The 23,132-nt window shown below is 43.4% G+C and carries 20 protein-coding genes; 10 read left to right on the top strand and 10 right to left on the bottom strand.

The genetic code is table 11. From position 1 onward, the window contains the following. The first annotated feature begins 276 nt into the window (after window positions 1-276). Window positions 277-645, top strand: coding sequence for a DUF6464 family protein (locus F6K51_RS13350; protein WP_293020932.1), 369 nt, complete (start codon window positions 277-279; stop codon window positions 643-645). Here the strand turns inward: F6K51_RS13350 and fmt are convergent, their stop codons facing one another. From fmt to F6K51_RS13335, 3 genes are all read right to left on the bottom strand, one after another. After that, on the bottom strand, window positions 646-1,647 hold the full coding sequence (fmt, locus tag F6K51_RS13345) for a methionyl-tRNA formyltransferase (protein WP_293020930.1): 1,002 nt from the start codon (window positions 1,645-1,647) through the stop codon (window positions 646-648). Further along, window positions 1,648-1,794: a hypothetical protein gene (locus tag F6K51_RS13340; protein WP_293020928.1), complete on the bottom strand. Its 147-nt coding sequence runs from the start codon at window positions 1,792-1,794 to the stop codon at window positions 1,648-1,650. A 111-nt stretch (window positions 1,795-1,905) separates the two neighbouring features. Continuing rightward, a complete protein-coding gene (locus tag F6K51_RS13335) occupies window positions 1,906-2,649 on the bottom strand; it encodes an OmpA family protein (protein WP_293020926.1) in 744 nt (247 codons plus the stop codon). Between the two features lie 597 nt (window positions 2,650-3,246). On the opposite strand from F6K51_RS13335, the gene F6K51_RS13330 reads away from it, so the two are divergent. Further along, complete coding sequence (locus F6K51_RS13330) at window positions 3,247-4,119, top strand: hypothetical protein (RefSeq protein ID WP_293020925.1); 873 nt, start codon at window positions 3,247-3,249, stop codon at window positions 4,117-4,119. A gap of 73 nt (window positions 4,120-4,192) precedes the next feature. On the opposite strand, the gene F6K51_RS13325 is transcribed toward F6K51_RS13330, so the two are convergent. From F6K51_RS13325 to F6K51_RS13315, 3 genes are all read right to left on the bottom strand, one after another. Beyond that, on the bottom strand, window positions 4,193-4,426 hold the full coding sequence (locus F6K51_RS13325; protein ID WP_008182312.1) for a hypothetical protein: 234 nt from the start codon (window positions 4,424-4,426) through the stop codon (window positions 4,193-4,195). A 71-nt stretch (window positions 4,427-4,497) separates the two neighbouring features. Further along, the gene (locus F6K51_RS13320; protein ID WP_293020922.1) at window positions 4,498-5,106 is read right to left on the bottom strand and encodes a hypothetical protein; all 609 of its coding nucleotides are present in this window, start codon (window positions 5,104-5,106) and stop codon (window positions 4,498-4,500) included. A 161-nt stretch (window positions 5,107-5,267) separates the two neighbouring features. Beyond that, entirely contained in the window at window positions 5,268-5,798 is a 531-nt protein-coding gene (locus tag F6K51_RS13315) for a thylakoid membrane photosystem I accumulation factor (protein ID WP_293020920.1), read from the bottom strand. Between the two features lie 691 nt (window positions 5,799-6,489). On the opposite strand from F6K51_RS13315, the gene rpmG reads away from it, so the two are divergent. The 4 genes from rpmG to F6K51_RS13295 all read left to right on the top strand — a co-directional run bounded on the left by rpmG (window position 6,490) and on the right by F6K51_RS13295 (window position 11,211). Continuing rightward, window positions 6,490-6,684, top strand: a complete 195-nt coding sequence (gene rpmG / locus F6K51_RS13310; protein WP_293020919.1) for a 50S ribosomal protein L33 — start codon at window positions 6,490-6,492, stop codon at window positions 6,682-6,684. Window positions 6,685-6,809: 125 nt separating this feature from the next. After that, window positions 6,810-7,025 carry a 30S ribosomal protein S18 gene (gene rpsR, locus F6K51_RS13305; protein WP_008191262.1) on the top strand — a complete coding sequence of 72 codons (216 nt, stop codon included), beginning with the start codon at window positions 6,810-6,812 and terminating at the stop codon, window positions 7,023-7,025. Window positions 7,026-7,431: 406 nt separating this feature from the next. Further along, window positions 7,432-9,489, top strand: a complete 2,058-nt coding sequence (locus F6K51_RS13300; RefSeq protein ID WP_293020916.1) for a ribonuclease R family protein — start codon at window positions 7,432-7,434, stop codon at window positions 9,487-9,489. Between the two features lie 222 nt (window positions 9,490-9,711). After that, the gene (locus F6K51_RS13295; protein ID WP_293020914.1) at window positions 9,712-11,211 is read left to right on the top strand and encodes an ammonium transporter; all 1,500 of its coding nucleotides are present in this window, start codon (window positions 9,712-9,714) and stop codon (window positions 11,209-11,211) included. 186 nt (window positions 11,212-11,397) lie between these two features. Here the strand turns inward: F6K51_RS13295 and F6K51_RS13290 are convergent, their stop codons facing one another. Further along, complete coding sequence (locus F6K51_RS13290; RefSeq protein ID WP_293020912.1) at window positions 11,398-12,591, bottom strand: hypothetical protein; 1,194 nt, start codon at window positions 12,589-12,591, stop codon at window positions 11,398-11,400. A 142-nt stretch (window positions 12,592-12,733) separates the two neighbouring features. Beyond that, on the bottom strand, window positions 12,734-13,078 hold the full coding sequence (locus tag F6K51_RS13285) for a hypothetical protein (RefSeq protein WP_293020911.1): 345 nt from the start codon (window positions 13,076-13,078) through the stop codon (window positions 12,734-12,736). Between the two features lie 646 nt (window positions 13,079-13,724). Between F6K51_RS13285 and F6K51_RS13280 the strand changes: the two genes are divergently transcribed. Beyond that, window positions 13,725-14,120, top strand: coding sequence for a hypothetical protein (locus F6K51_RS13280; RefSeq protein WP_293020910.1), 396 nt, complete (start codon window positions 13,725-13,727; stop codon window positions 14,118-14,120). Between the two features lie 240 nt (window positions 14,121-14,360). On the opposite strand, the gene F6K51_RS13275 is transcribed toward F6K51_RS13280, so the two are convergent. Continuing rightward, a complete protein-coding gene (locus F6K51_RS13275; protein WP_071102195.1) occupies window positions 14,361-14,555 on the bottom strand; it encodes a hypothetical protein in 195 nt (64 codons plus the stop codon). 731 nt (window positions 14,556-15,286) lie between these two features. On the opposite strand from F6K51_RS13275, the gene F6K51_RS13270 reads away from it, so the two are divergent. Further along, window positions 15,287-15,619, top strand: a complete 333-nt coding sequence (locus tag F6K51_RS13270; RefSeq protein WP_293020909.1) for an STAS domain-containing protein — start codon at window positions 15,287-15,289, stop codon at window positions 15,617-15,619. Window positions 15,620-15,867: 248 nt separating this feature from the next. Next, window positions 15,868-18,750, top strand: coding sequence for a TIGR03960 family B12-binding radical SAM protein (locus F6K51_RS13265; protein ID WP_293020908.1), 2,883 nt, complete (start codon window positions 15,868-15,870; stop codon window positions 18,748-18,750). A 353-nt stretch (window positions 18,751-19,103) separates the two neighbouring features. On the opposite strand, the gene F6K51_RS13260 is transcribed toward F6K51_RS13265, so the two are convergent. Then, on the bottom strand, window positions 19,104-19,970 hold the full coding sequence (locus F6K51_RS13260) for a pentapeptide repeat-containing protein (RefSeq protein WP_293020907.1): 867 nt from the start codon (window positions 19,968-19,970) through the stop codon (window positions 19,104-19,106). 505 nt (window positions 19,971-20,475) lie between these two features. Between F6K51_RS13260 and F6K51_RS13255 the strand changes: the two genes are divergently transcribed. After that, complete coding sequence (locus F6K51_RS13255) at window positions 20,476-23,115, top strand: colicin uptake protein (protein WP_293020906.1); 2,640 nt, start codon at window positions 20,476-20,478, stop codon at window positions 23,113-23,115. Window positions 23,116-23,132: the final 17 nt, after the last annotated feature.

The following is a 23,132-nucleotide window of genomic DNA, read 5'->3' as shown; positions in this document are numbered from 1 at the left end:
GACAGTCTTTTAAGCTGACTACAGAATTAACTTGCGCGCATTCCCAACTTTATGCACCCCAATCACGAATTTAAGGCATTTTTTGCTCAATGACCAATTTCCCAATATGGGTAATATCAAGTTCGGTTAATCACTTCGTTGATCAATCCAGTCTTCAAGAAGAGCGCCAGTGTGTTGTACTTAACCAGACAATTCTATGTAGAATTCTGTTGGGCTAGATAGTCAGCCCACAGCCTGCGATACCATCCAAATGTAGCGTGATTAACAATAAGCACTATGGAGCCTGATTCTCTACCCACGGAGTTAATTTTGACGCACCCGCTTCAGACCATTGGCAATGTTCAACTGGATTGGATACCTCAACCCGGTAACTATCTCGACTTTAAAGGTAAAACCTACACAGTTTTAGAGCGCCGCCACCGCTACTGTCTTAAGTCAGGGCGCTATCGTTTGCATAAAATTGCTCTGTATGTGCAGTCTTCTGGACACCCTAGTGAAAAAAGCCTGCTCCAGGGGCGTTGGGTGATTGGGGATGCCAGCTGTTATTTCAATGCTCACTCTGAATTGATTCGTTGTGCAGTCAATCCAGACGGACCATGTGATTCTTGCCGCTTTTACGAACCCTTGAAAACCGCAACTAACTAACTAACCATTACCTAGAACTTCTCCTACTTCTAAACGCATACCATTGGCAAAATCCCAAGCCGATTGAGCACGTTTGCCAGCTAGTTGCACTTGCTGCAACAACAACAGTCCCTTTCCAGTTTGAATAATTGGACCGATTCCCTTCGCAATCTTTACAACTTCTCCAGGACGACCTGAACCAACATCAAGAGTAGACCACTCCTGCGATCGCATTTTTAACTGTGAAGGCAACTCGGATAAGTAAGCCGAATCTAAGGGAACAGTGGCACTGATTTTCAGAGATTTACCCCGAAATGAGGTGACGCAGTTCGGGAAAAATCCCCGGATCTGATTGTGTAACTCCAAGTTAGAGCGTGACCAATCTAGGCCATAATCTGACTTTTGAATCAGTGGTGCATAGGTAGCCAATGAGTCATCTTGAGGAATTGGTTGGATGTCCTGTAACTCTTGCTTGAGGAGGGTTTCAATCAGCAAATCAGCTCCCAAATTGCTCAGAGTTTGTGCCAAATCCTCGGCATTATCCAATAGTCTAATTGGTGTATATGCTTTCAAGAGCATTGCTCCAGTATCCATTCCAGCATCCATCAACATCGTTGTGATGCCCGTTTGGGCTTCACCATTATAAAGACACCACTGGATCGGAGCTGCTCCCCTATACTTAGGCAAAATTGAGCCATGTACATTGATACAACCTACCGTAGGCATATCCAGAATCTCTTGGGAGAGAATCTGCCCATAGGCAACCACGACAAAAGCATCAGCCTTTACCTGCCTTAGCTGAGTTAGGGTTTCCCTATGCTTTTTCAGGCGCTGCGGTTGCCAAACTGGTAGTTTATGTGCTAATGCTATTGATTTCACTGGGGAAGGAATCAGCTGGTTACCACGTCCTCGACGCTTATCTGGCTGAGTTACCACACCCACCACCTCAAATTCAGGATGGTTCAACAAACCTTCCAAACAAGGTAGAGCAAATTGGGGAGTACCAAAGAATACAACTCGCATCTAGAAATTACCAATGACTAATGGGTTGTTCGCGTAGCGTGGCCTTTTGGCCAAGGTTAGCTGGTTGAAGGTTAGCTGGTTGAAGGTTAGCTGGTTGAAGGTTAGCTGGTTGAAGGTTAGCTGGTTGAAAGTTAGCTGGTTATACATCCAGATTTGAGTTGTTAAGGCTCTAATCTTCAACCTACCCTACAAGGGACGCCCAAGGGAAACAACCAAATAACTTTCAACCAAATAACCTTCTAACCTTATAACTAATGACTAATCCACAGCAATTTCCACCCTACGATTGCGTTGCTGGTTAACCTCAGTATCATTAGCTACCAGAGGACGAGTTTCTCCGTAGCCAATAATCAGCCAACGGTATGAATCGTCTAAAGCGCTACTAAGATACTGCTGAACTGCTTTAGCACGCTCAAATGAAAGGTTTCGATTCTCTTTGGCTTCGCGGGGGTTGTCGGTGTGGATAGCAATTCGGATTGTACTACCAGGATAGGCTTGCAAATCTGTGACAATTTTGTCTAGGATCAAACCTGCTTCTGGACGTAACGTACTTTTACTTTCCTGAAATAAAATATCACTGGGCAATGTGACTTTCAACTTATCGGCAGCCGAGGCAGCTAGTCGATTACCATTGCTATTACCAACTAATGCAGCATTGCTACTTGAAGTCGATGGTTCCTTCAGAAGCAAAGTGATCCCTTGGATGCGCCTTTCAACAGATTCATTCCCTCCCGAGGTTCCCAATTGAGTTTCCAACATTGTCACCTCCTCACTCAATCTCTTCAGTCGCTTGTCTAACTCACTTAGCTGAGCTTTGACCTGGACTCTTTGAACCGGTGTCAATTGTTTTAGTAGATTGGCTTCCGTTGGTTCCCGAATTGAACTAAAATTGAGAAACGTTGATTCTCGCTTGTTATCCAGATGCTCCAGTAATTTTAAGATCAGGGGTTTTTCTGGATTCGGGTTAGGGTAAGCATTGGCAACAACAATGCCAAATATCACGGCCAAGCCACTCCCTACGCCTAGCAGTAGTAGCCTGAAAATTAAGATTAGTAGGCAGTTCAGTATACTTATTGAGGTTTCAGGTCTGGTATTGGTGTTGGAAGTAGCGGGTTGAGTCACACCGAATTTTGTTAGATATCCTTCAACATAATGAGGCAGGATGCTCCAATTGTACTCCGTTAGGGGTCAAACGCGGGTATTTAACATTATAGAAGAATTCAAAAAAACAAGGTTGAATTCCAAATGGCTATCATAACACTAAAACCTCCAAACCAACCAGTTAATTCCAATGTCAAGCCTGACAACTTTTGTGTGAGGGCTACCCACTTCAGCCAAGACCTCTTAGGGGAAGGAAAGAGTGTTAATTTTTTATTTTTCCCTGGCTTATTTTCTTTGTCTGCCTTCGGTAGCTTGATAGTGGAGGGTTTAGCCAACTGACTGAGTCGAAGTGTAAGAAACCCGGTTCGTAATTCAGGGTCGGACGGGGTAGTTGATCACTTTTTAACCTTTTAAATTTAAATTTAAGGAACTATATTCTAGTTTCTTGGGGTTGCTCCTCTAACTAGAAACGCTAATTAGTAACTGAAAAACCAATCAATGTTGAAAAGGCAATTGAGTTTAGCAGGATGGCTTAAAAATCAACCACTAGGACTGTTGTTAGCAACTTTGATGTTGATAACATCTAGCCTATATGCCGAGAAAGCCAAGGCTAATGAATCCTTAGTAGCCAGTCAATCATCGGTGCTATCTTCCCAGCCTTTAAGGGAAGTAACAGAAGCTATCAAACCTGATCTAACCGAACCATACGTTCAGAGTGACCCACTCAATAGCCCTTATCCTATTCCTTGGAATTGGGTCTTGGAAACCCATGCTGAACTGGTTGCTAATCAGAGTTTTGGGTTTAGGTACTATCGCAGCCAATCACTAGTGTCTCCTGATGGCAAGTATGCTGCCTATAGTCGCATTCAACTACAAGGACAGCCGGAACTATACCGCAGCCGCATCAGTAGTGTGATGTTTATAGAAAATTTGCAGACTGGACATTTGCGCATCATCACTGCATCTTCTCCCTTAGCTAACCATCATAATGATGATAAATTAAGCGGCGCGATCGCTATTCTGATTCCCGTGTCTTGGACAGAGTCAAGCGATCGCCTTCTAGGGCGACAATTTGAAGGTTTTTTTAATACCTCAGGTGGTTCTGATTACGCAGTAATTTGGGATCGGAACCAAAATACTGTCACCACCTTGGCTCCTAAGCGCATTCATTATACTAATGCACTGTTGCTAGGCTGGAGTCAAGCTAATCCAAATCAAGTGCTATTTCAGGCTGGTGAGTTGGGCAATGAGTATTGGCCAATGTGGTCTGTTGAACCCAATGGTTACACTGCTCTTACCTTTGAGGATGAACCTATGGTTTATGGTGAATCAGTAGAACACATTTGGTCTGGTTCCCAGGCACGCTGGTAATCTCAAAGGATGAAGGATGAAGGATAAATTTTCATAATTCATCCTTCATCCTTCACACTTCATAGTTTACCAATTATCTTTGGTGTTGTGCTACCAATTTTTTTAGGTAAGAGTAAGCTTCTTCTGGTGAAAGAGTGAAGATTTGACCTTTGCATAGGATTTCGTACCTTCCTAAGTAATAACCATGTCCACCAATTAAACCCATCTTTGCGGCTTGATTGCCAAGCTTGGTTAATTCCTGTCGAATTGAATAGTCCAATTCTTCTATTTGTTGATCAATAACTTGATTAATAGTTTGTTCTTTCATTTTTGACCGCTCCTAGTATAGTTATCATACTGCTTTATGCACCCCACAACCCATCGACCTAGCGATAGCGGTCAACAAATTGGGCACTTGCCTGGATTAACTGCATGAATGTACTCACTTCCTGATGTCGGCCATCCCCGTTTATAGGATGCTTCCTCAGGTTTCCCCCAACCTAGCTGCAATATAATTTCCCAAAAGTTGTAATTCTTATATTCATAGAGATTTGCCCATTCGGTTTTTTGGGCGACCTCTTTTACATCATTGGGCATAATTTTTTGATAGTCTTTACCAAAATTAATACTTAGGTATAAGTCCATACCTTGGATACCTGTATACCAAAACTCTAAGAGGTCAGCTTTGGCAGCTTTAAGGATTTTCAGGTCACTGTCTAGGGCGGCTAACTGCTCGTCAATAGCAGGATAACGTAGAGTCTTTCCTTTCATAGTCAGTTCGCACCAAATAATGCCTGAAACTTGGTGTTGCCGTTGGTAGCTGTGAACTGCGGCTTTAAAGTCGTTATAAGCACTGAACTTTTGAATTCCCTCCGGTTTCAGAAAGCGATCAATCACAGGGTTACCAGACACCGAAGCTGCCAGATTAAGACGTTGCCCATTCATGCACGAACGACGTTCTTGAGCCAAAATTTCGATTAGCTCCTGTGTGCTGTAAACCTTGGACATCAGCACGGATGTTAACTGTACTTACAAATAGCTTAACCCGTAAACGTGACAAAAAAATAGGGTAAACGCCAATGGCAGTTCACTCATGACTAAAACAATTTTGTTCATGTCAAGTTGTGGGAGTTTGATTGGATGGAGGTCTAAGCACTAAGCCAATTAAATCACTCTGATGTTAACTGAGCATTAATATCATTGACAGTGCGCAGCTTTAACTCTACAGATTCTGAACGGGGTAGTAAGTTAAACACTTCCCGAAACACATCATCTATCTGTTCATAAGGAACTTGTCCAATTTCGTTGAGTACTACCTCTGCATTTTGGTCAATCAGTACTGTCTGGGGAATTAAATCTTGGTAGTAGTATCCCGCTTCTGTGGGTGTATAGGTAGCATCGGCTAACAAAGTGTCGATGTTGACTGGAATAAAACTCGCTGCCCTACCATAAGGCTCCTGTAACTTAGAGATAGTCACAGAATATAGCTTGCAATCCCTACTGTCATCTACGTAGAACACCAACAAAGCTGGCTTTTTCCTGCGCAAAGAATCTTCTAAGGTAATTCGTGGTGGGACTATAGAGCCATTACCAGCATACAGAGCAAAAATATTACCATCAAAGCTGTCATCATCGAAACTTGCTAATGCTGATGGTGTTCCCAGTAGATACCAGCAGCTCAGTAAGCCGACAAGAATCAATAGGCATTTGGAAACAAATCTGCGCCTTACACAGCAACTATATGTAATAGTCCTGTATCGGAATCTTGCTAAACCGTCTATCATACCGAATTATTAGCCCTTATCTCAAATCCGAGGTGAATCCAAGTCCAAGGGTTTCAAAAATCCCAACAATCACTATAGCAATTGTAATTCAGTTGTGAACCCTAGTGCAGGCATATTGGCTGCACTACCAGCATAACTAGACTGAGGCTGGTCAGCTCACTGCTTAGAACAAATCCTCTTGGCTTTCATCTGTGCGGTGATGCTTATCTTCCTGTTGGTCTGCCTAGTTACAGGAGTCATGGTATTATACACCAATCAGGCTCAGAGTTTAGGGTAGTGGGGTGCGCGGTTACCTTGATTCTCGAGGTGAGATTCCTTACCCTTGCACCGGTTACTGACTCTAACAAAATCCTAGGGCATGGTTGGCTTGGCTGCAAAGCAAGCGCTTCGGATTGGCTTCAACATTGGTCTATCTAAAGGCATATCAAGTATACTGCTGTGGGCTCCCCTTGTAACTGGATTGCGCTGCACGATGATGGTGCCAACAAGGGGTGAGGTTTTTCCCGAGACTTGAGCAATTTTGCATCTACTTGATAGACTGGGGGATCCCATGAGATAATAGTAAATTGTGTTTAATTGTAATATTTGAGTTCTTAGAAAAAAAACTATGGCAAGTAAGAAAGGTGTCCGAATCGTTATTACTCTAGAATGTACGGAATGTCGCAGTAACTCCAATAAGCGTTCGGCTGGTGTTTCCCGCTATACCACTAGGAAGAATCGCCGTAACACAACATCACGTCTGGAACTGAAGAAATTTTGCCCCAATTGCAACAGGCACACAATTCACAAAGAAATCAAGTAGATTTGCTCCTTGGTCATTTGTGAATTGAATTTTTTAATTCAAAATGGACTATTGACAAAGAACAAAGACCAAAGCACAAATGACTATAATCAGTAACCAGTAACCCAAATAACCAATAACCAATCATGACTTACTTTCGTAAACGTCTCTCTCCGATCAAACCCGATGAACCGATCGACTATAAAGATGTTGAGTTGCTGCGCAAGTTTATCACTGAACGGGGAAAAATCCTACCCCGCCGCATTACTAATCTAACGACTCAACAGCAACGAAAGCTAACCACAGCCATTAAGCGAGCAAGGTTCTTGGCTTTGCTACCCTATATTAATAAAGAAGGTTAAGGTGAACAATCACGGTCTTCCTCTGGGATATTTCCCGTGTGAAGAATGAAATATCAAATAAGAAGGATGAAGGATGAAGGATGAAGAATGAAGGATGAAATCGGGTGATCGATGGCTGAGGCGCGGGATGCAGTGGCCTCAAGGTGAGGCAGTTACTCATGGCCCATGAGCCATGAGTAACTGCCGTGATTTGCCCCACTCGCGCTCTGCATGGCTGAGATGGTAACTAAAAACTTGCGACCCAACCAGGAGTTACACTGACCACTGAGCGCTGACCACTGACAACTTCAGACTTCAGACTTCAGACTTTAGACTTGACCCCCTCTGCTGAGTTGGGCATCTCAACAACACAGGATAGACTGGGGGCAGGTGGATTTGGTAAACGCTACCCGGGTTATCAGAACTGGTGGAAAAGGGAACACTAATCGAATTTCGCTTACAAGGAGAACGCCATCTCGCCGTTGTCGATCGTCCAGAAGGCAAGAATCACTTGATTGCTTTGGATCAACGGGGGAAACTGCACAAGCTCCATCCTCGACAAGTCACCTACGCAGTGGCAGATTCTACTTATAAGCCATCAGAAATACCAGAGTTTCTCGCTCGAGTACAACCCTATCTAGACCCAGATAGCTTAGAATTAGCCTGGGAATTACTGGTGGAAGAAGGAGAGGCGGTTACCTGTGCTGACATGGCACAGTTATTATTTTCTGAGCAAAGTCCACCCCAGTGCTATGCGGCACACTGTATTCTCTTTGAAGACAAAATCTATTTTAAACAAAAAGCACAAACCTATGAACCCCGCTCCGCTAGCATGGTGGCTGAAATCAAGCATCAACTGGCAGCGGCTCAATCAAAGCACCAGGAACAAGAAGAATTTTTGAAGCGAGTACAACAAAAGCTAGGGGGTGAGGAAGTAGAGTGGCTTGATAGCGATCGCACTCGCTTTGATGCTCTAGAACGGTTCGTTAGTGAACCAGATAAACCCTCTCGTGCAGTTCAGGAAACTCTGGAAGCAGTAAAACGCCATCAAAACCCAGAAAATGCCTTCAATTTGTTGGTAAATCTGGGTTTGTGGCATCCTCACCAAAAGTACTTGCTGCGTCATAAAATCCCAACTCAATTTCGTCGTGAGGTACTCGAATTGACCCAGCAATACCTGGCAAATCCTCCTACTGACCCAGATTCAGATCGCTTGGATTTAACTCATCTGAAACTCTACACCATAGATGATGAAAGTACCCAAGAAATAGATGATGGGTTGAGTATAGAAGATCTAGAGGATGGCACTCAGCGTCTGTGGATTCACATCGCTGACCCAACCCGCTTGGTAATGCCAGGGGATAACCTTGACCTAGAAGCAAGACGGCGTAGTACCACCATATATCTACCCACGGGCATGATTCCCATGTTCCCATCGGAACTGGCCACTGGTCCGATGAGTTTAGTTCAAGGTCAAGTCTGTGGGGCACTCAGTTTTGGCGTGATCTTGGATGAAGATGGTGCCATCTATGACTATCAGATTCACCCCACCCTGATTAAACCTACCTATCGCCTGACTTATGAAGATGTAGATGAAATGTTGCAGTTAGGGGTACAGGCAGAAACAGAACTGTTTGCGATCGCTAACTCGGCTGTGCGTCGGCAAAAGTGGCGCAAGTCTCAGGGGGCGATTAGCATCCATATGCCAGAGTCGGTAATCAAGGTGGGAAATGATGACAAAATTACCATTGAGGTGTTAGAAGATTCACCATCACGGCAAATGGTGGCAGAAATGATGATTCTGGCAGGTGAAGTGGCTGGACGCTATGGTCAAGCGCACCAAATTCCGCTACCATTCCGAGGACAACCCCAGCCAGAACTTCCTTCCCAAGAAGAACTGCTGCTATTGCCAGCGGGTCCAGTGCGGTTCTGTGCCATGCGTCGGTGTATGCCTAGAAGTGAAATGAGCATTACCCCAACACGCCACGCTAGTTTGGCTTTGGAAACTTACACCCAGGTAACCTCTCCGATCCGCCGCTACACTGACTTAATGACTCATTTCCAGCTCAAAGCTCATCTACGGGGTGACCCCCTACCCTTTGAAGCTGAACATTTGCTCGAAACGATGCAGAGTGTAACCAGAACAGCTAAGGATGCTAGTGAAGTAGAACGTGATACCAACAAATATTGGGGATTGGAATATTTACGGCGTAACCCAGATCAGGTTTGGCAAGTATTAGTACTCAGTTGGTGGCGAGAAAACGAGAATAAGGGCAACATTCTCCTAGAAGAGTTAGGTCTAGAATTGCCCATGCGTTTCCAGCGTTCGGTTCAATTAGGCGATCGCTTACACGTCAAAGTCAGTCATGCTGATCCCCGTAAAGAAGTTATTCATTTTCAAGAACTAGCGAACTCAGAGGCTCAGCTTGCTTTTAAATCAAAGCTAGAAGATGACTCAGCTTCTGCTGTGAACAGGTTCGCGTAAATCTCTGTCCTTCTATAAGGCTTGGATGTAAGCAGTTAATTATGTAACGAAACATCATACAGTGTTATTGAAAGTGTTATTTAGTAGTGTCCACCTACTTACCAGTTGGATATACACTGCGATTGTAAAACTAGAAAGCTTGCTTTGATGTCTCGACATAAGTACAAGAGATTAAAACACCAAATCAGCTCGGTACCCAGCCGTTGGTACTTCTGCCTATCTTTGGCTATTACCATCCTACTGGGATGGGTTGGTGTAGCAGCAGCACAAGATAGTAACACGAATAATTTCACTAACCTGTCTACTATCTGGTTGTTAGTTTCATCTTTTCTAGTCTTTTTTATGAATGCTGGCTTTGCCATGTTAGAAGCTGGCTTATGTAGACGGAGAAATGCGACTAATGTCTTGGCTAAAAATTTGATAGTTTTCTGTATATCAGCCTTAGCATTTTGGCTACTTGGCTTTGGCTTAATGTTTGGTGATGGCATCACTTACAGTTGTGTTCCAGGAGAAAATACTAGTTTAAGTTTAGTGGGTCAAAAGGGGTTATTTTTTAATCTTCCCTTTCCCCAATTTGGAAATCTGGGTTTTCCAGAATCAGGATTTAATTGTCTCAATCAAGATTGGTCTAATCACTCCTTTTCCGCTCTATTTTTATTTCAGTTAGTCTTTGCTGGAACTGCAGCCACTATTGTTTCAGGAGCTGTGGCTGAACGGGTAAAATTCTGGGCATTTCTGCTATTTAGTTTTTTCCTGGTTGGTTTTATCTATCCCCTAACCGGTCACTGGGTTTGGGGGCACTATGGTTGGCTAACCAAGGCGCTAAAATTTCATGATTTTGCCGGTTCAACTGTAGTCCATAGTGTTGGTGGTATGGCTGGCTTGGTAGGGGCTTGGCTACTAAAGCCACGACAAGGTCGTTTTGGCTACAATTTAAGAACAGATAGATATGAAGGTCTCGAAACTGAAAAGTTCTCTGCCGATAATCTGGGTTTAGCAACCTTAGGCTGCTTAATTCTTTGGCTGGGCTGGTTTGGTTTTAATGGTGGATCAGCAAAGGATCTCGATTATGTAGCCAATACCATCACAACTACCATGATGGCAGCAGCAGCTGGTGGAATATCTAGCGTATTTTTTAGTCCAATTATCCTGGGAAAACCTAGTCTAGCCTCAATTATCAATGGCATTTTAGGTGGGTTGGTGGGAATTACAGCTTCAGCTGCTTTTGTCGATATCAGAAGTGCATTTATAATTGGCTCAATCAGCGGTATTTTTGTCCTTTTAGGCGAATATTTTCTACAAGTTTGGAAAATTGATGACCCCGTTGGTTCGGTTCCTGTTCACCTTTTCTGTGGATTTTGGGGAACGATTGCCTTAGGAATCTTTAGTAGCAATAGTTCTCTGTTGTACTCAGAACTTGATGTATATGACGATCCATTATTACAAGTGTTGTGTCAGTTCTTAGGCTGGCTGATTATTATCATTGTAACAGCTCTCTTGAGTTTAGTAGGTTGGCTATTAGTTAGCCTAATTTTATATTATGCAAGCCAGATCAATGAGCGGATTAGTGGCAAACAACGCCATAGACAACAATTCCGTCAAACCCAATATTTTCAATTGGGAGAATTTATATTAACTATTTTTGAAATTGCTCGTCGAGGGATTAGGGTATCTTTGGAAGAAGAAATCAGTGGTAGCGATGGAGTTTTTTTTAATCCTTAGACTCTGGATTATCAGTAAGTAAATAGCTAAGTCTTGAAAAGTAGGAAATAAAAGAAAGTTATCTTGATTACAACTAGTCTATTAAGTTAGATTAATTAGTTAGTTAACTGTTTGCTAAAAATCCATAAATTTCCTGTTGCCTGTTTCCTGTTAGCACAACTAATGATTTAACAATTTAACAATTGATTAGCCCAAATATTTAGAAGCGGGACAATCATATTTTATTAGATAGTTTTTCAACCAATTAGCATAATTCTCATTATTCCGACCCCATCGACGGAAAAAACGTGGAAGAGATTTTTGTCTAAACTGGTAGTAACGCTGTGATACTTGACAAAGATTTATAGTAGCTTGCTTGAATTCACCTTGACTAGCGAGCTCTTCTATAGCATAAGAAAACTGCAATTGATATAACATTGACTGACATAGCTGGGGAAAAGCATTATTTTGACTCTTGATCTTTCTAAGTTGCTCTATTTGTTCTTTTCTGGTAGTCAATTGGCGTCTGCATATGTCCTCAGAAGCAAGGTTTTTTAGTTGATCGTCTGCTCTTCTAGAACTAGTACACTGAAATACACCAAAGGTAATGACTAGAAACAAGGCGATCAAGCCACCCCAAAAACTAATAGGTGATGGGATTCTGCTAGCTGATGGGGTAGACAAGGTTGTGGCTTGGTCTGGCTCAAAAGGTACTACAGTTAATCGGTTGGGATCGTCAGTTGTTAGATCTTGGTGTTTGGAATCGTCAGTTGTTGGATCTCGGTGTTTGGGATCGTCAGTTGTTAGATCTTGGTCTTGAGTAACTGGGGTAATTGGTAGGTTAGGAAAAGCCATGGCGATGGCTTCATCAGTAGCGTCTGTGGTCAGCTCAGATGCCAGCCAAAAGTCTGTACTGGTCAACTGTGCTAACTCTTGAGCTACCCAGCTGGGATTAAAAACAGCCTCATAAATACGGTTAGAAACTTTTAAATTTCCCCCCTGGTTAATCACCACACCGGAGTTGAGCAACACTTTTTGTTCCCAACTGTCATTTGCGATCATGACTCCTTGCAAAATCTTCTGATACAGCCGCAGGAATTGTTCTTCGAGCAAGAAACTACGAATATCTTGCAGAAGTTCAGCGGCTTCCTGAGTTTCCCAATTTTCAACGAAGTGAGTTTTGACGAGTTCTTCGACTTTGAGAGCTTCCTCACCAACAGGGATGGGAGATTTAGAGTCAAGGATAACTTGACAAAGCTTCTGAGTCAAAAAAGGCTGAGAGCCAGTCCATGCCAGTACCTCGTCTAACACAACATCAGGGTTGCTCAGATGCTCAGCCAATGCGGGTTTAAATGGTTCGAGGATTTTAGCCACCTCAGGTTTATCCTGCTCAGACGTCATTTAATTCCTTGTGTATTCCAGACTATTTTTCCTTCAAACATATTTTGTGATAGTCTTAAATTTTCGATCAAGATTAACAAGGAATTTCTATGACCTATAAGCCAGGTTATGGGTAAAACATGGGGTGTAAACTACATGTCCACTACATGTCCATTACATCCAACCCCTCTGATGGCATAACCTTTCCCCCATAGGACTTAACTACATCTTCAAACAAGGGCATATCATCCTGTGGGATTCCCACTACTACTACCATTTTGGCATATTCCTCTGCTCCTTCTTCCTTGTATTCTATTTGCTCGAAGGGCAGGTCTGTTGTCCAATCGTCTAAATTGCTATTAATCATAGGGATGTTGGGCAACAGTTCTTCAACTGGGATAGCGCGAGGTTTAAAAGGTAGATCCACGCAAAATCGAGGCAGTGCCTGATGAGAAAAATTAACGAAATCCACGGGATTGGTAAAGACGACGGATACTTGGACTTTCATAATCTATGCTATGCTATTCAATCTATTGAGACCGATTTGAATTAATACATCATAGCAAAGATGAGCAGTAAGCTTACCCCGGGCTGTTGGCGTAGCCTGCCGCCAGGCATAGCACGGGGGCTTTCGCCCAGGCAACAGGCGCGTTGGTTTTCAGTACCCCTAGCTAACTAACGCCCTTAGACTCCCAATTAATTGAGCCTAAGGGTTAAGGGCTGAACCTCTAGGTCTGCTTACTCTACGGAAACCCGTAGCTTCTACAACCGAGTCAATTCCCGGACGACCCCATTGAGAATTAAGAATTGAGAATTGAGAATTGAGAATTGGTATTTCTGAATTCTTGATTCTTGATTCTTGATTCTTCAACATTGCTCCGATTTACGTATCACTCGCCGATACTAACCTACTGGCCTAGCCGTTTTCTCCAGAGCTAAGAGTGCCTTGGCCAATTTCAACCTATATCTATTATACTTTACTGGGGTTAAAACTGCTATGCCGCTTCATCCCGGAGACGAAACCTTTGTTTCTTACGTGAGACAGCCTCTGACTTGCAGTCATGCCAAATCTGGGTCTAATAGCACCGTTAACCAAACTGGTAATATGAACAGTGTATTATATCGCAATGACTCAATTTAGGAATTGATGCCTGGTGAATAAAGACGTATCAAGGAGTTTGGTTTACGAGTTCCAGCCTCATCAGATTATTTGCTTAGAGCATGACAATACTCGTTTATACGCTGAAGTTATCGAATTTGTGTCATCGCGACAAATGTGTTGGGTGCGTTCTATGATATTGGTCACCTTGCATAGTCAAGAGCCTGTGCCAGTGGAACCCCCTGAACAGCTTACTCTTTACGACCTACGCTCTGGACCGGATTTACTTTGGCCAGCGAGTTTATTACGACTAGCCTTAGACACTGAAGTAATTCCCCTCTTGGTTCGGTTAGATGACCCTGATGTCAATGTAGAAAGTGACCCTGATGCTCGCCAGCAACTAAGTTATTTTATCTGTGCAGTTTGGCAAGCTTATCCAGACAAGTTTTAAGTTTTGTTAATGGTTAATCGGTAATAGGACTTTGCCAACTCAATGGTGATCTGATCACGACTCAAGCAGTAGCAAGTCAGACCCCTTAGGAGAGTAAACTAAAGTTGTAGGGGTTTTGCCACATGTAGCTGTCAGAGCTTGCCCCAACCCTGAAAGTCATGGCTAAAAGTCATGGCTAAAAGTCATGGAGTAGTTACCAAGCCTCCGAGCTGGTCTAGCCTTAGTTTATAACCACTTTTTCTAGTGACTCGGAACTAGCTGTACACGACCAGCATCCATCTCAGACATTAATAATTCCAGTGCTTCGTAATCCACATCAGAGATGTAACCCGTTTGAGTTAGTTCGTAGTTAATTGCATTCTCTATATCAGGAGTCAACTGCCTAATATAGAGGGCTTTTTCTACTAGTTGACGAATAACAAAGGTAGTTTTCACAATTACTTACCCAAAATTCCATATAAATTTATTGTCTTCTGAAGTTACTAGCCACTATAGTGATCTTTATCTTATTGGTATGTGATCTAAATCACTGATAAGGTGGATTGGTACTCTCTTAAATACATATTATAAGCCTTTTGGACTTAACTCATAAAGCTTAACCTGAACGTAAGAAGCTATGCCGTTTCAAGGGTTAGAGGTATTGAAGTTTAGGTGCGACCCGTTCCCGTAGCGTCGGCTTTGCCCAAAGGTGCGACCCAAGGGCGATTTACTCGCCCTTGGAGGCGCGCACCTAAGGCAGTTATAAGGACATACTGCTTAGTACTACTTGCCTCTACACCCTAGTTAACGTTATACTTATCTAAAGCTAAACATTTGGCTCAAGCCTATAAAAAAAGTCTTATATTTCTATGTCAGGGCAGCTCTATTTAGTGAATGTAACAAAAATTATTAAAATTTAATCCCTACTTATAGGCATGAACTGAGCGATGCTCTTAGCGACTTAGACCATCGGAAATGAAAAATAAATAAATTACTTAACTTGAAAAAAGTAATATATGATACATTTTGTTGATGGTAAGTTTTATGAAGATTTCAAAAACCATTAGCCATCTGTAAAGATTCGGCAAAGTATCTCAGAAGTGGTATGGAATTAGCAAAATTCCATACTATCTTCAATATATTCTCTAGAAAATTTTATTGGATTTGACCAAGTGAGGATTCTGCTCATGACACAGGCGACCCTGAGTGCAAAATTAAGAATTATTCAACCTTCCGGTCATATTAACGCTTCTAATGCAATTGAGTTTAAAAGTCAGTTGACAGAAGCTGTGGTGGCTGCTGAGGATTCGGCTTTGTTGGTTGATATGCATAAGTTAGAGTCTCTCGACAGTGCTGGCTTAATGGCCTTAATTCATGCCCTGAAGCTAGCAAGAAGTCTAGAGAGGCGCTTTGGTCTTTGCTCCGTAGCTCCTTCAATTCGCATTATGCTGGAGCTCACTAAATTAGATGGGGTGTTTGAGATTTTTGAGAGCCATGAGGCTTTTGCTACAGCCCTCTAGGGGGTTGGAGTAGGTTGGGAAGCTAACTCAATGGCTCTGAGTGCAGCAAAATAATAGGAAATCTAAGGAAGATTAAGTGCTTACAGCGATGATGATGGGAGGAGATAGGGAAATACCAGTCAAGAAGTCTGGTGGTTCTTATCTCCCTCACTTCATCCACCTTCACCCAACCCTATCTCTACCCTGAGTACTGATAAAATGAATGGTGGATCAGGGCTAACTGCATTGAAAGCAGTAATAAAGTTTCTATGGGAATCACTGTAGAGGAAATACTAACACCAGACATCAACAGACCAGCCCGTTACTTAGGTAACGAGTTGGGAGCAGTCCATAAACCTTGGGAAGAAGCTGAGGTACGCTGGGTATTGACTTATCCAGAAATCTATGAAGTGGGCGCTTCTAACTTAGGCCATATCATCCTCTACAATATATTGAATTGTCAACCTAGGCAGTTATGCGATCGCGCCTATCTACCCGCCCCAGACTTGGCAGCTAAATTGCGTTCCACTCAAACCCCTCTGTTTGCTGTCGAGAATCGGCGACCTCTGACAGATTTTGATATTATTGGCTTTAGCCTTAGCTATGAATTAGGGGCAACCAACATCTTGGAAATGTTGGATTTGGCAGGAATTCCCCTTACCTGGAAAGACCGTGCTGAGTTTGATATATCGGAAATCCCCCTAATTTTTGCAGGTGGACAAACGGCGACATCGAATCCTGAACCCTATGCTGATTTCTTAGATTTTGTGGATCTTGGCGATGGGGAAGAATTGTTGCCAGAGATTGGCTTAGTAATCGAAGAGGGCAAAGCAGCTGGCTTAAGTCGAGAAGCGTTACTCCTGGATTTGGCTCAGATACCAGGGGTGTATGTCCCCCAATTCTATGATATGACTGAGGATGGCTCAGTTAAACCCAACCGCCCTGATGTGCCGAAGCGGATATTGCGGCGTGTGGCTACACCGATGCCTGCCTATGCTATTGGACTAGTACCCTATATCCAAACGGTTCATGACCGACTCAAGATCGAAGTGCGACGGGGCTGTACTCGGGGTTGTCGGTTCTGCCAACCTGGGATGCTGACTCGACCAGCGCGGGATGTGGCACCAGAAAAAGTGGTGGAAGCTATTGAAGAAGGGATGCGTGCTACAGGGTATAACGAGTTTTCCCTTCTATCCCTGAGTTGTTCCGATTACCTGGCTCTACCAGCGGTGGGGATGGAAATCAAAAATCGTCTTAAGGATCAGAATATTTCCTTGTCCCTACCGAGTCAGCGGGTAGACCGCTTTGATGAAAATATTGCCAATATCCTAGGGGGAAATCGCCAGAGTGGCTTGACCTTTGCCCCAGAAGCAGGAACTCAGCGGATGCGGGATATTGTGAATAAGGGACTGACTAATGAAGAACTGCTCAGGGGAGTAAAGACGGCATTTGAGCAAGGCTGGGAGAAAGTCAAGCTCTATTTTATGATTGGTTTGCCCGGTGAAACGGATGCGGATGTGTTGGGGATTGCGGAAACGGTGCGTTGGTTGCAGCAGGAGTGCCGTGCAAAAGGGAGAAAAACCCTTAAGTTTAACATAACTGTTTCTAATTTTACCCCAAAACCTCACACCCCATTCCAGTGGCATTCCGTATCGACTTCGGAGTTTAAACGCAAGCAGGAATTGCTCAAACAAGTATTTGGTCAGATCAGGGGGGTGAAGGTTAATTACACCGATGTTCGGATTTCCGCCATGGAAGATTTTGTCGGACGGGGTGACAGACGCTTAAGTGCGGTGGTGCGCCGTGCTTGGGAATTGGGGGCAGGGATGGATGCCTGGATGGAAAGCTTGGATCGGGCATTTGGTGCTTGGGAAAATGCGATCGCTTCATCAGGTCTGACCTGGAAATATCGCCAAGTAGAAAATGGCGAATGGAACGTGATGGCGGGTGTAGAAGAGTTGCAAGTTGGAAGGTTGTTCGCGAAGCGTGGCCAAAAGGCCAAGGTTGAAAGTTCAGAGCAACCAGCTAACCTACAACCAGCTAACCTACAACCTTCAAACCTTCAACCTTCAAACCTTCAACCTTCAACCCTTGGCCAAAAGGCCACGCTACGCGAACAACCGTCTAACCTTGGCCAAAAGGCCACGCTACGCGAACAACCTTCAACCCTTGGCCAAAAGGCCACGCTACGCGAACAACCTTCAACCCTTCAACCTTCAACCCTTAACGCCCTTGATGCTCCCTTGCCTTGGGATCATATTGATACGGGAATTGATAAGAATTGGCTCAAGGAAGATTTACAAAAGGCCTTAGATGCAGCAACGGTACCGGATTGTTCCTTTGATGGGTGTTCTCACTGTGGTGTGTGTGGGATTGATTTTGGTCATAATGTAGTGATTGACCCGCCGCAGATTCCGCAATTTGCTGGTCACTTTAAACCCAATACTAATAAGGATCAGCGGCTGCGGGTTTGGTTTGGAAAGTTGGGGGATATGACCTTGTTGGGTCATCTGGATTTGGCAAGTCTGTTTGAGAGAGCAGTAAGACGGGCGTCACTACCAATTCGCTATAGTGGGGGGTTTCGGGCTAATGCTCGGATTATGATTGCTAATGCATTGCCCTTGGGAGCGTCTAGTAGTGGGGAGATTGTGGAGTTTGAGTTAACTGAGAAAATGCCAGTTGAGGAGTTTAGGGAAAGGCTGGTGTCTGAGTTGCCTATAGAGATTCCGGTGTATGGGGTTGAAGCAGTGGATTTGAAGGAACCTGCTGGAACTCAGCTGTTGGAAAAGGCTGAGTATTTGATTCGAGTTGAGGCAATGTCATCGGTGTCTTGGGAAGAGTGGCAGGGTTGGATTGAAGCAATTAAGGGTAGTAAGGAAATTTGGTGGGAGCGGTTTACGAAGTCGGGTAAGAAGCAGTGGGTGAATTTATGCGATCGCTTATTTGAGTTCGAGGTGATGGAACCCCAAAAACCCAAAGATGGTGAAGAGGAGGTTGCGGAGTCTGGGGTGGTTTTGCGGTATGTCGGGAGTTGTTTGAATGATGGCACCATGTTGCGACCAGAGCATATTATTTATATGTTGGACCAGGTGGCGCAGCAGGAGTTTCGTTTGTTACATGTTCATCGGCAACGGTTGATTCTGCGCAATTGAGAAATTTGGTGTGGCATTGCTGAATCTTCGGATGAATATGAGTGGGGTGGGCATCCTGCCTGCCCAAAAAGATCCGGTGCGCTTGACCCATTAAGAATTAAATTCGCCACGGGTCGCACCGTCAGGAACGGGCAAGATGCCCATTCCACAAAAGTCTTCAAATCATTCCATTATTAAGCAACGCTGCCGGGAGAGGAGTTGCTGCTTCAAGGAATGGTATAATCAAAAGAAAACCACTGCTTTGATAAGGAAAGCCAATGGTACGGGAGTAACCAAAATTAGCCATTAGCCATTACACATTACCAATTACCAAGAATTATATTCTCACTGAGCTAAATTGATCTAGCTAACAATTACTTATTATTTCTAATCCTACCATTAGGCATAATAGTGTTACAGAAAATAGCATCATTTAATTCAGCCTTAGCTAATTTAGCCTTTTTAAGATTAGCATGGCTAAAATTAGCCTCACTCAAATCAGCATCATGAAAGTCAACACCTTCTAAATTGGCATAACTTAGGTTTGCGCCCCTCAAGTCACTATTATACAGTCTTGCACCACTCAAATTAGCATGACTAAGGTTAGCGCCAGACATTTCCTCATAACCAAGGTTGATATTTTTCAAGTCTAAACCGCTTAAGTCAGCCTCTGCACAAATAAAGATTGCTCCTGCTTTTGATGGGTTAAATCCAGTCGGAAACTCAGTGCATGACGTATAGATAGCTTTAGTAAAATTTATACTACTAAGGTCAGCTTTTTTCCAGCCATCAACCCCTAGCATACGGGCATAACTGAGGTTAGCATTGCTCAGGTCAGAATCACCTAGGTAAACGTCACATAAGGTAGCATAAGTAAAATTGGCATCCGTGAGCTTACTACCAGCCATATAGATTACAGATAAATCAGCATAGCTCAGATCAGTACCACTAAAGTCGCAGTTTTCCAAGGTTGATTCAGATGCTACTAGATGACTCAAGTTAGCCTTAGTGAGGTTGGAATTTTCGATAGTGGTTTCATATAGGTAAGCATTCCTCAAGTTAGCATGACTTAGATCCACATCATCCCAACTAGCTTCCTCTAAATCAGCATTACTCAAGTCAGCATAATTTAGACAAACACCCTTGAGGTTAGTACTTTTCAAGTTAGCCTTTTTAAAATTAATACCAGAAAAATCTCTTTCACCGGCTTCGTAGCGTTTTAGGAATTCATCACGATTCATAGTATGCCCCTTATTTGTTTAATCTTAGATAGTAATCATCCTGATTATATCGTAAAAAAAAATTATTAGTATTTTCATGGGTTGGGTTAATGATTAATCGTTAATAGTTGTTAGTACTTAATGGTATCAAGCATAATCTAAGGGTGCCTAATCCTTAATTCTTAATCCCTCATCCCTGATCCTTTATCCTTAATGTGCCGATCAGCAGATGAAATTGCTCCCAACTCCATAAACTTGACGTAGTCATAACGAGTTTTGGTTATTTTAGCAGAACACAAAAATAAAGGTTAGGTTAGTTTTATAGGGAGTTCATTTGCTGTCAGGTTACAAAATAGTTGATTGTTGATTAGGCTTTAGGGATAAACCATGAACTATAGTAATCCTACATGAATCGTGAAATTTCCTGATCCGAAGTTACCTTGTAAAAAAATTCTGCTTTAATTGTGTCTGACTACTTACGACCTATAAAGGCAACTTAATAATCCAGTTCGATTAGACCAAGACTATGACTACAACTGAGCCTAAAACAGAGAAGAAAATGGAAGTGCCTAGGACAACTAGTGAAGTGATTCGCATCAAGCCCCAACAGTTTATTCATGTTCTAGACAACAACACTGGTGTTACCCGACTGGAGGTTGGTCCTCAAACCATTACCCTTCGCGATCACGAGCGGCTGATCTTAAAACCTGAACCGATGATTATTGTGCCGCCTCGGTATTATTGTGTGGTTGCTAATCCGTTACTCCGGGATGAAGACGGTCAACCCATTGCTGATCAGCATGGTCAAATTCGACTGCGCTACGGTGATCTGGAAATTCGCTTCGCGCAAGATCCGTTTCCCCTTTATCCAAACGAGAAACTAGTAGGGGATGTCACCCAACTGGCAGTAGTCGAGACCAATCAAGCACTGCGTCTGAGAGCAATTCGGGATTTTACCGATACCGTTACGAGAATAGTTGATGGAGAAACCCAGACTGAAACAATTAACCGTTTAGCAGGTGATGAATGGCTATTTGAAGGACCTGGAACCTATATTCCCCGAGTGGAGGTTGAAGTAGTTGAGACAGTAACAGCTGAGGTGATTAAACCTAACCAAGCCTTACACCTGTTAGCACGGCAAAATTGCACCGATCGTCAAAGGAATAGACGTAGAGCAGGTGAAGAATGGCTGGTTAGAGAAGAAGGAGCCTATTTACCTGGTGTAGATGAAGAAGTAATTGGCATTATTAATGCTTACATTTTGACAGAACAAAAAGCATTACATCTGAAAGCTAAACGCACCTTTACTGATATTTTTGGTCGTCAGCGTAAAGCTGGAGATGAATGGTTGGTCACCTTTGAAGATGCAGAAATTCATATTCCCGATGTTTATGAAGATGTAGTGGGAGAAGTTACGATTACTACCCTCAGCGATCACGAATGGTGTATTGTGCTTGACCCGATTGATGAATCTGGTAAACCTCAGCTCGGTATGCGAGAAGTGCGCCAGGGTAGAACATCATTTTTCTTGCATCCTGGTGAGTCCTTGGAGAATGGTATCCAAAACATCTATGTTCTCAGTGAGCTCGAATCACTATTGCTTCGAGCCAAAGAAGCTTTTAATGAAGGGGAAGGTGACCAGGTCATTACTCATCAACCAGGGGATTTGTGGATGATTGCTGGGCCACAAGATTATATTCCCCCTGTGGAAGTGGAAGTGGTTGAGAAGCGTCAAGCCATTCCCCTCGATAAGAATGAAGGTATCTATGTGCGTAACATTCAGACTGGTGAACTCAAGCTGGTCGGTGGTCCTCAGGCTTATATGCTCACTCCCTATGAGAAGCTTTGGGAAAAAGAACTGCCATCGGTAGTTGAGGAACTGTTGATGCAAAAAATAGACCCATTATCTGGGCGTGGTGAGCATTCTCTAGCTGGAGGGGATCAGTCGGAGGGAAAATCAGGAGTACGCCAAGGTCTATCCCAACGGGATAAGACTAGAGCAGTTGTGTTTCATATTCCTCAAAATGCTGCTGTACAGCTCCATGATTATAAAAACAGAACTGCAAGAACTGTATTTGGACCGGACTTGGTGATGCTCGAACCAGATGAAGCCTTTACTGTGCTTTCTTTGTCAGGTAGCAAGCCCAAACGACCTAATGTCATCAAATCCTTAGCCTTATTACTCGGTCCTGATTTCATGACCGATATCTTTACCGTAGAGACAGCAGACCATACCAGATTGCAGCTACAACTGTCCTATAACTGGTACTTTGATGTGGACAGACACGATGAACAGACTGCAGCTAGATTGTTTCAAGTACCTGATTTTGTGGGAGATACTTGTAAAGCGATCGCATCCCGAGTGCGGGGTGCTGTAGCAGGGGAAAAATTTGATGAATTTCACCGCAATTCAGCCCGGATTATCCGACTGGCGGTGTTTGGCACTGATGAAGAAGGTCATATTCGAGATGAATTTCGTTTCCGAGCCAATAACCTGGTAATTACCAATATTGACATTCAGTCAGTGGAGCCAGTGGATGAAGAAACCTTAAGGAGCTTGCAAAAGTCAGTGCAGCTAGCGATTCAAATTACCACTGATGCTCAAGAAGCTGCTGCACGGCAAGATGCGGAACGGATTGAGCAAGAAGCGAAAGCCAGGTTGGAAAGGCAAGTAATTTTGGATCAAAGTGCAGCAGAAGCAGAACGGAAAAAACTTCTAGAATTACAAGCAGAAAATATAGCCATTGAGTCTACAGGTCAAGCAACAGCAGAAGCGAGAGCTAAGGCTGAAGCGGCTCAGATTGAAGGACAATTAGCAGTTAACTTGGCTCAGCAAGAAGCCGAGGCGGCTCGGATTCGCAATCAAATCGAGTTAGCTCAACTCAAAGCACGTCAGGAAGCTGAATTAGCCCATCAACAAGCCTTAAATAACCTAGAGATTGCCAAAGCTGAGCGTATGGCTCACATTAAGAGTGAAGAATACCGACAGAAAGTAGAAGCAATTGGTCCTCAAACCATTCAAGCGATCGCACAAGCAGGTCCGGAAATGCAGGCAAGACTTCTAGAAGCACTTGGTATCCAGAGTGTTTTGATTACCGATGGCAAAAATCCCATCAATCTATTTGGTGCAGCTAATGGTCTGATTACTCCCCCGACTTCTAACTAAGTGCATCTGTGTCTGCT

This window comes from Moorena sp. SIO3I8, assembly GCF_010692325.1.
Classification (GTDB): Bacteria; Cyanobacteriota; Cyanobacteriia; order Cyanobacteriales; family Coleofasciculaceae; genus Moorena.
Note: the sequence above shows the minus strand (reverse complement) of the source record. Positions and strands in the feature narration are given on the sequence as shown.

Excerpts from the sequence above, each read along its gene's own strand:
- F6K51_RS13350 (WP_293020932.1), top strand. The coding sequence starts at position 277 with ATGGAGCCTGATTCTCTACCCACGGAGTTAATTTTGACGCACCCGCTT.
- fmt (WP_293020930.1), bottom strand. The coding sequence starts at position 1,647 with ATGCGAGTTGTATTCTTTGGTACTCCCCAATTTGCTCTACCTTGTTTG.
- F6K51_RS13340 (WP_293020928.1), bottom strand. The coding sequence starts at position 1,794 with ATGTATAACCAGCTAACTTTCAACCAGCTAACCTTCAACCAGCTAACC.
- F6K51_RS13330 (WP_293020925.1), top strand. The coding sequence starts at position 3,247 with ATGTTGAAAAGGCAATTGAGTTTAGCAGGATGGCTTAAAAATCAACCA.
- F6K51_RS13325 (WP_008182312.1), bottom strand. The coding sequence starts at position 4,426 with ATGAAAGAACAAACTATTAATCAAGTTATTGATCAACAAATAGAAGAA.
- F6K51_RS13320 (WP_293020922.1), bottom strand. The coding sequence starts at position 5,106 with ATGTCCAAGGTTTACAGCACACAGGAGCTAATCGAAATTTTGGCTCAA.
- rpmG (WP_293020919.1), top strand. The coding sequence starts at position 6,490 with ATGGCAAGTAAGAAAGGTGTCCGAATCGTTATTACTCTAGAATGTACG.
- rpsR (WP_008191262.1), top strand. The coding sequence starts at position 6,810 with ATGACTTACTTTCGTAAACGTCTCTCTCCGATCAAACCCGATGAACCG.
- F6K51_RS13290 (WP_293020912.1), bottom strand. The coding sequence starts at position 12,591 with ATGACGTCTGAGCAGGATAAACCTGAGGTGGCTAAAATCCTCGAACCA.
- F6K51_RS13285 (WP_293020911.1), bottom strand. The coding sequence starts at position 13,078 with ATGAAAGTCCAAGTATCCGTCGTCTTTACCAATCCCGTGGATTTCGTT.
- F6K51_RS13270 (WP_293020909.1), top strand. The coding sequence starts at position 15,287 with ATGACACAGGCGACCCTGAGTGCAAAATTAAGAATTATTCAACCTTCC.
- F6K51_RS13265 (WP_293020908.1), top strand. The coding sequence starts at position 15,868 with ATGGGAATCACTGTAGAGGAAATACTAACACCAGACATCAACAGACCA.
- F6K51_RS13260 (WP_293020907.1), bottom strand. The coding sequence starts at position 19,970 with ATGAATCGTGATGAATTCCTAAAACGCTACGAAGCCGGTGAAAGAGAT.
- F6K51_RS13255 (WP_293020906.1), top strand. The coding sequence starts at position 20,476 with ATGACTACAACTGAGCCTAAAACAGAGAAGAAAATGGAAGTGCCTAGG.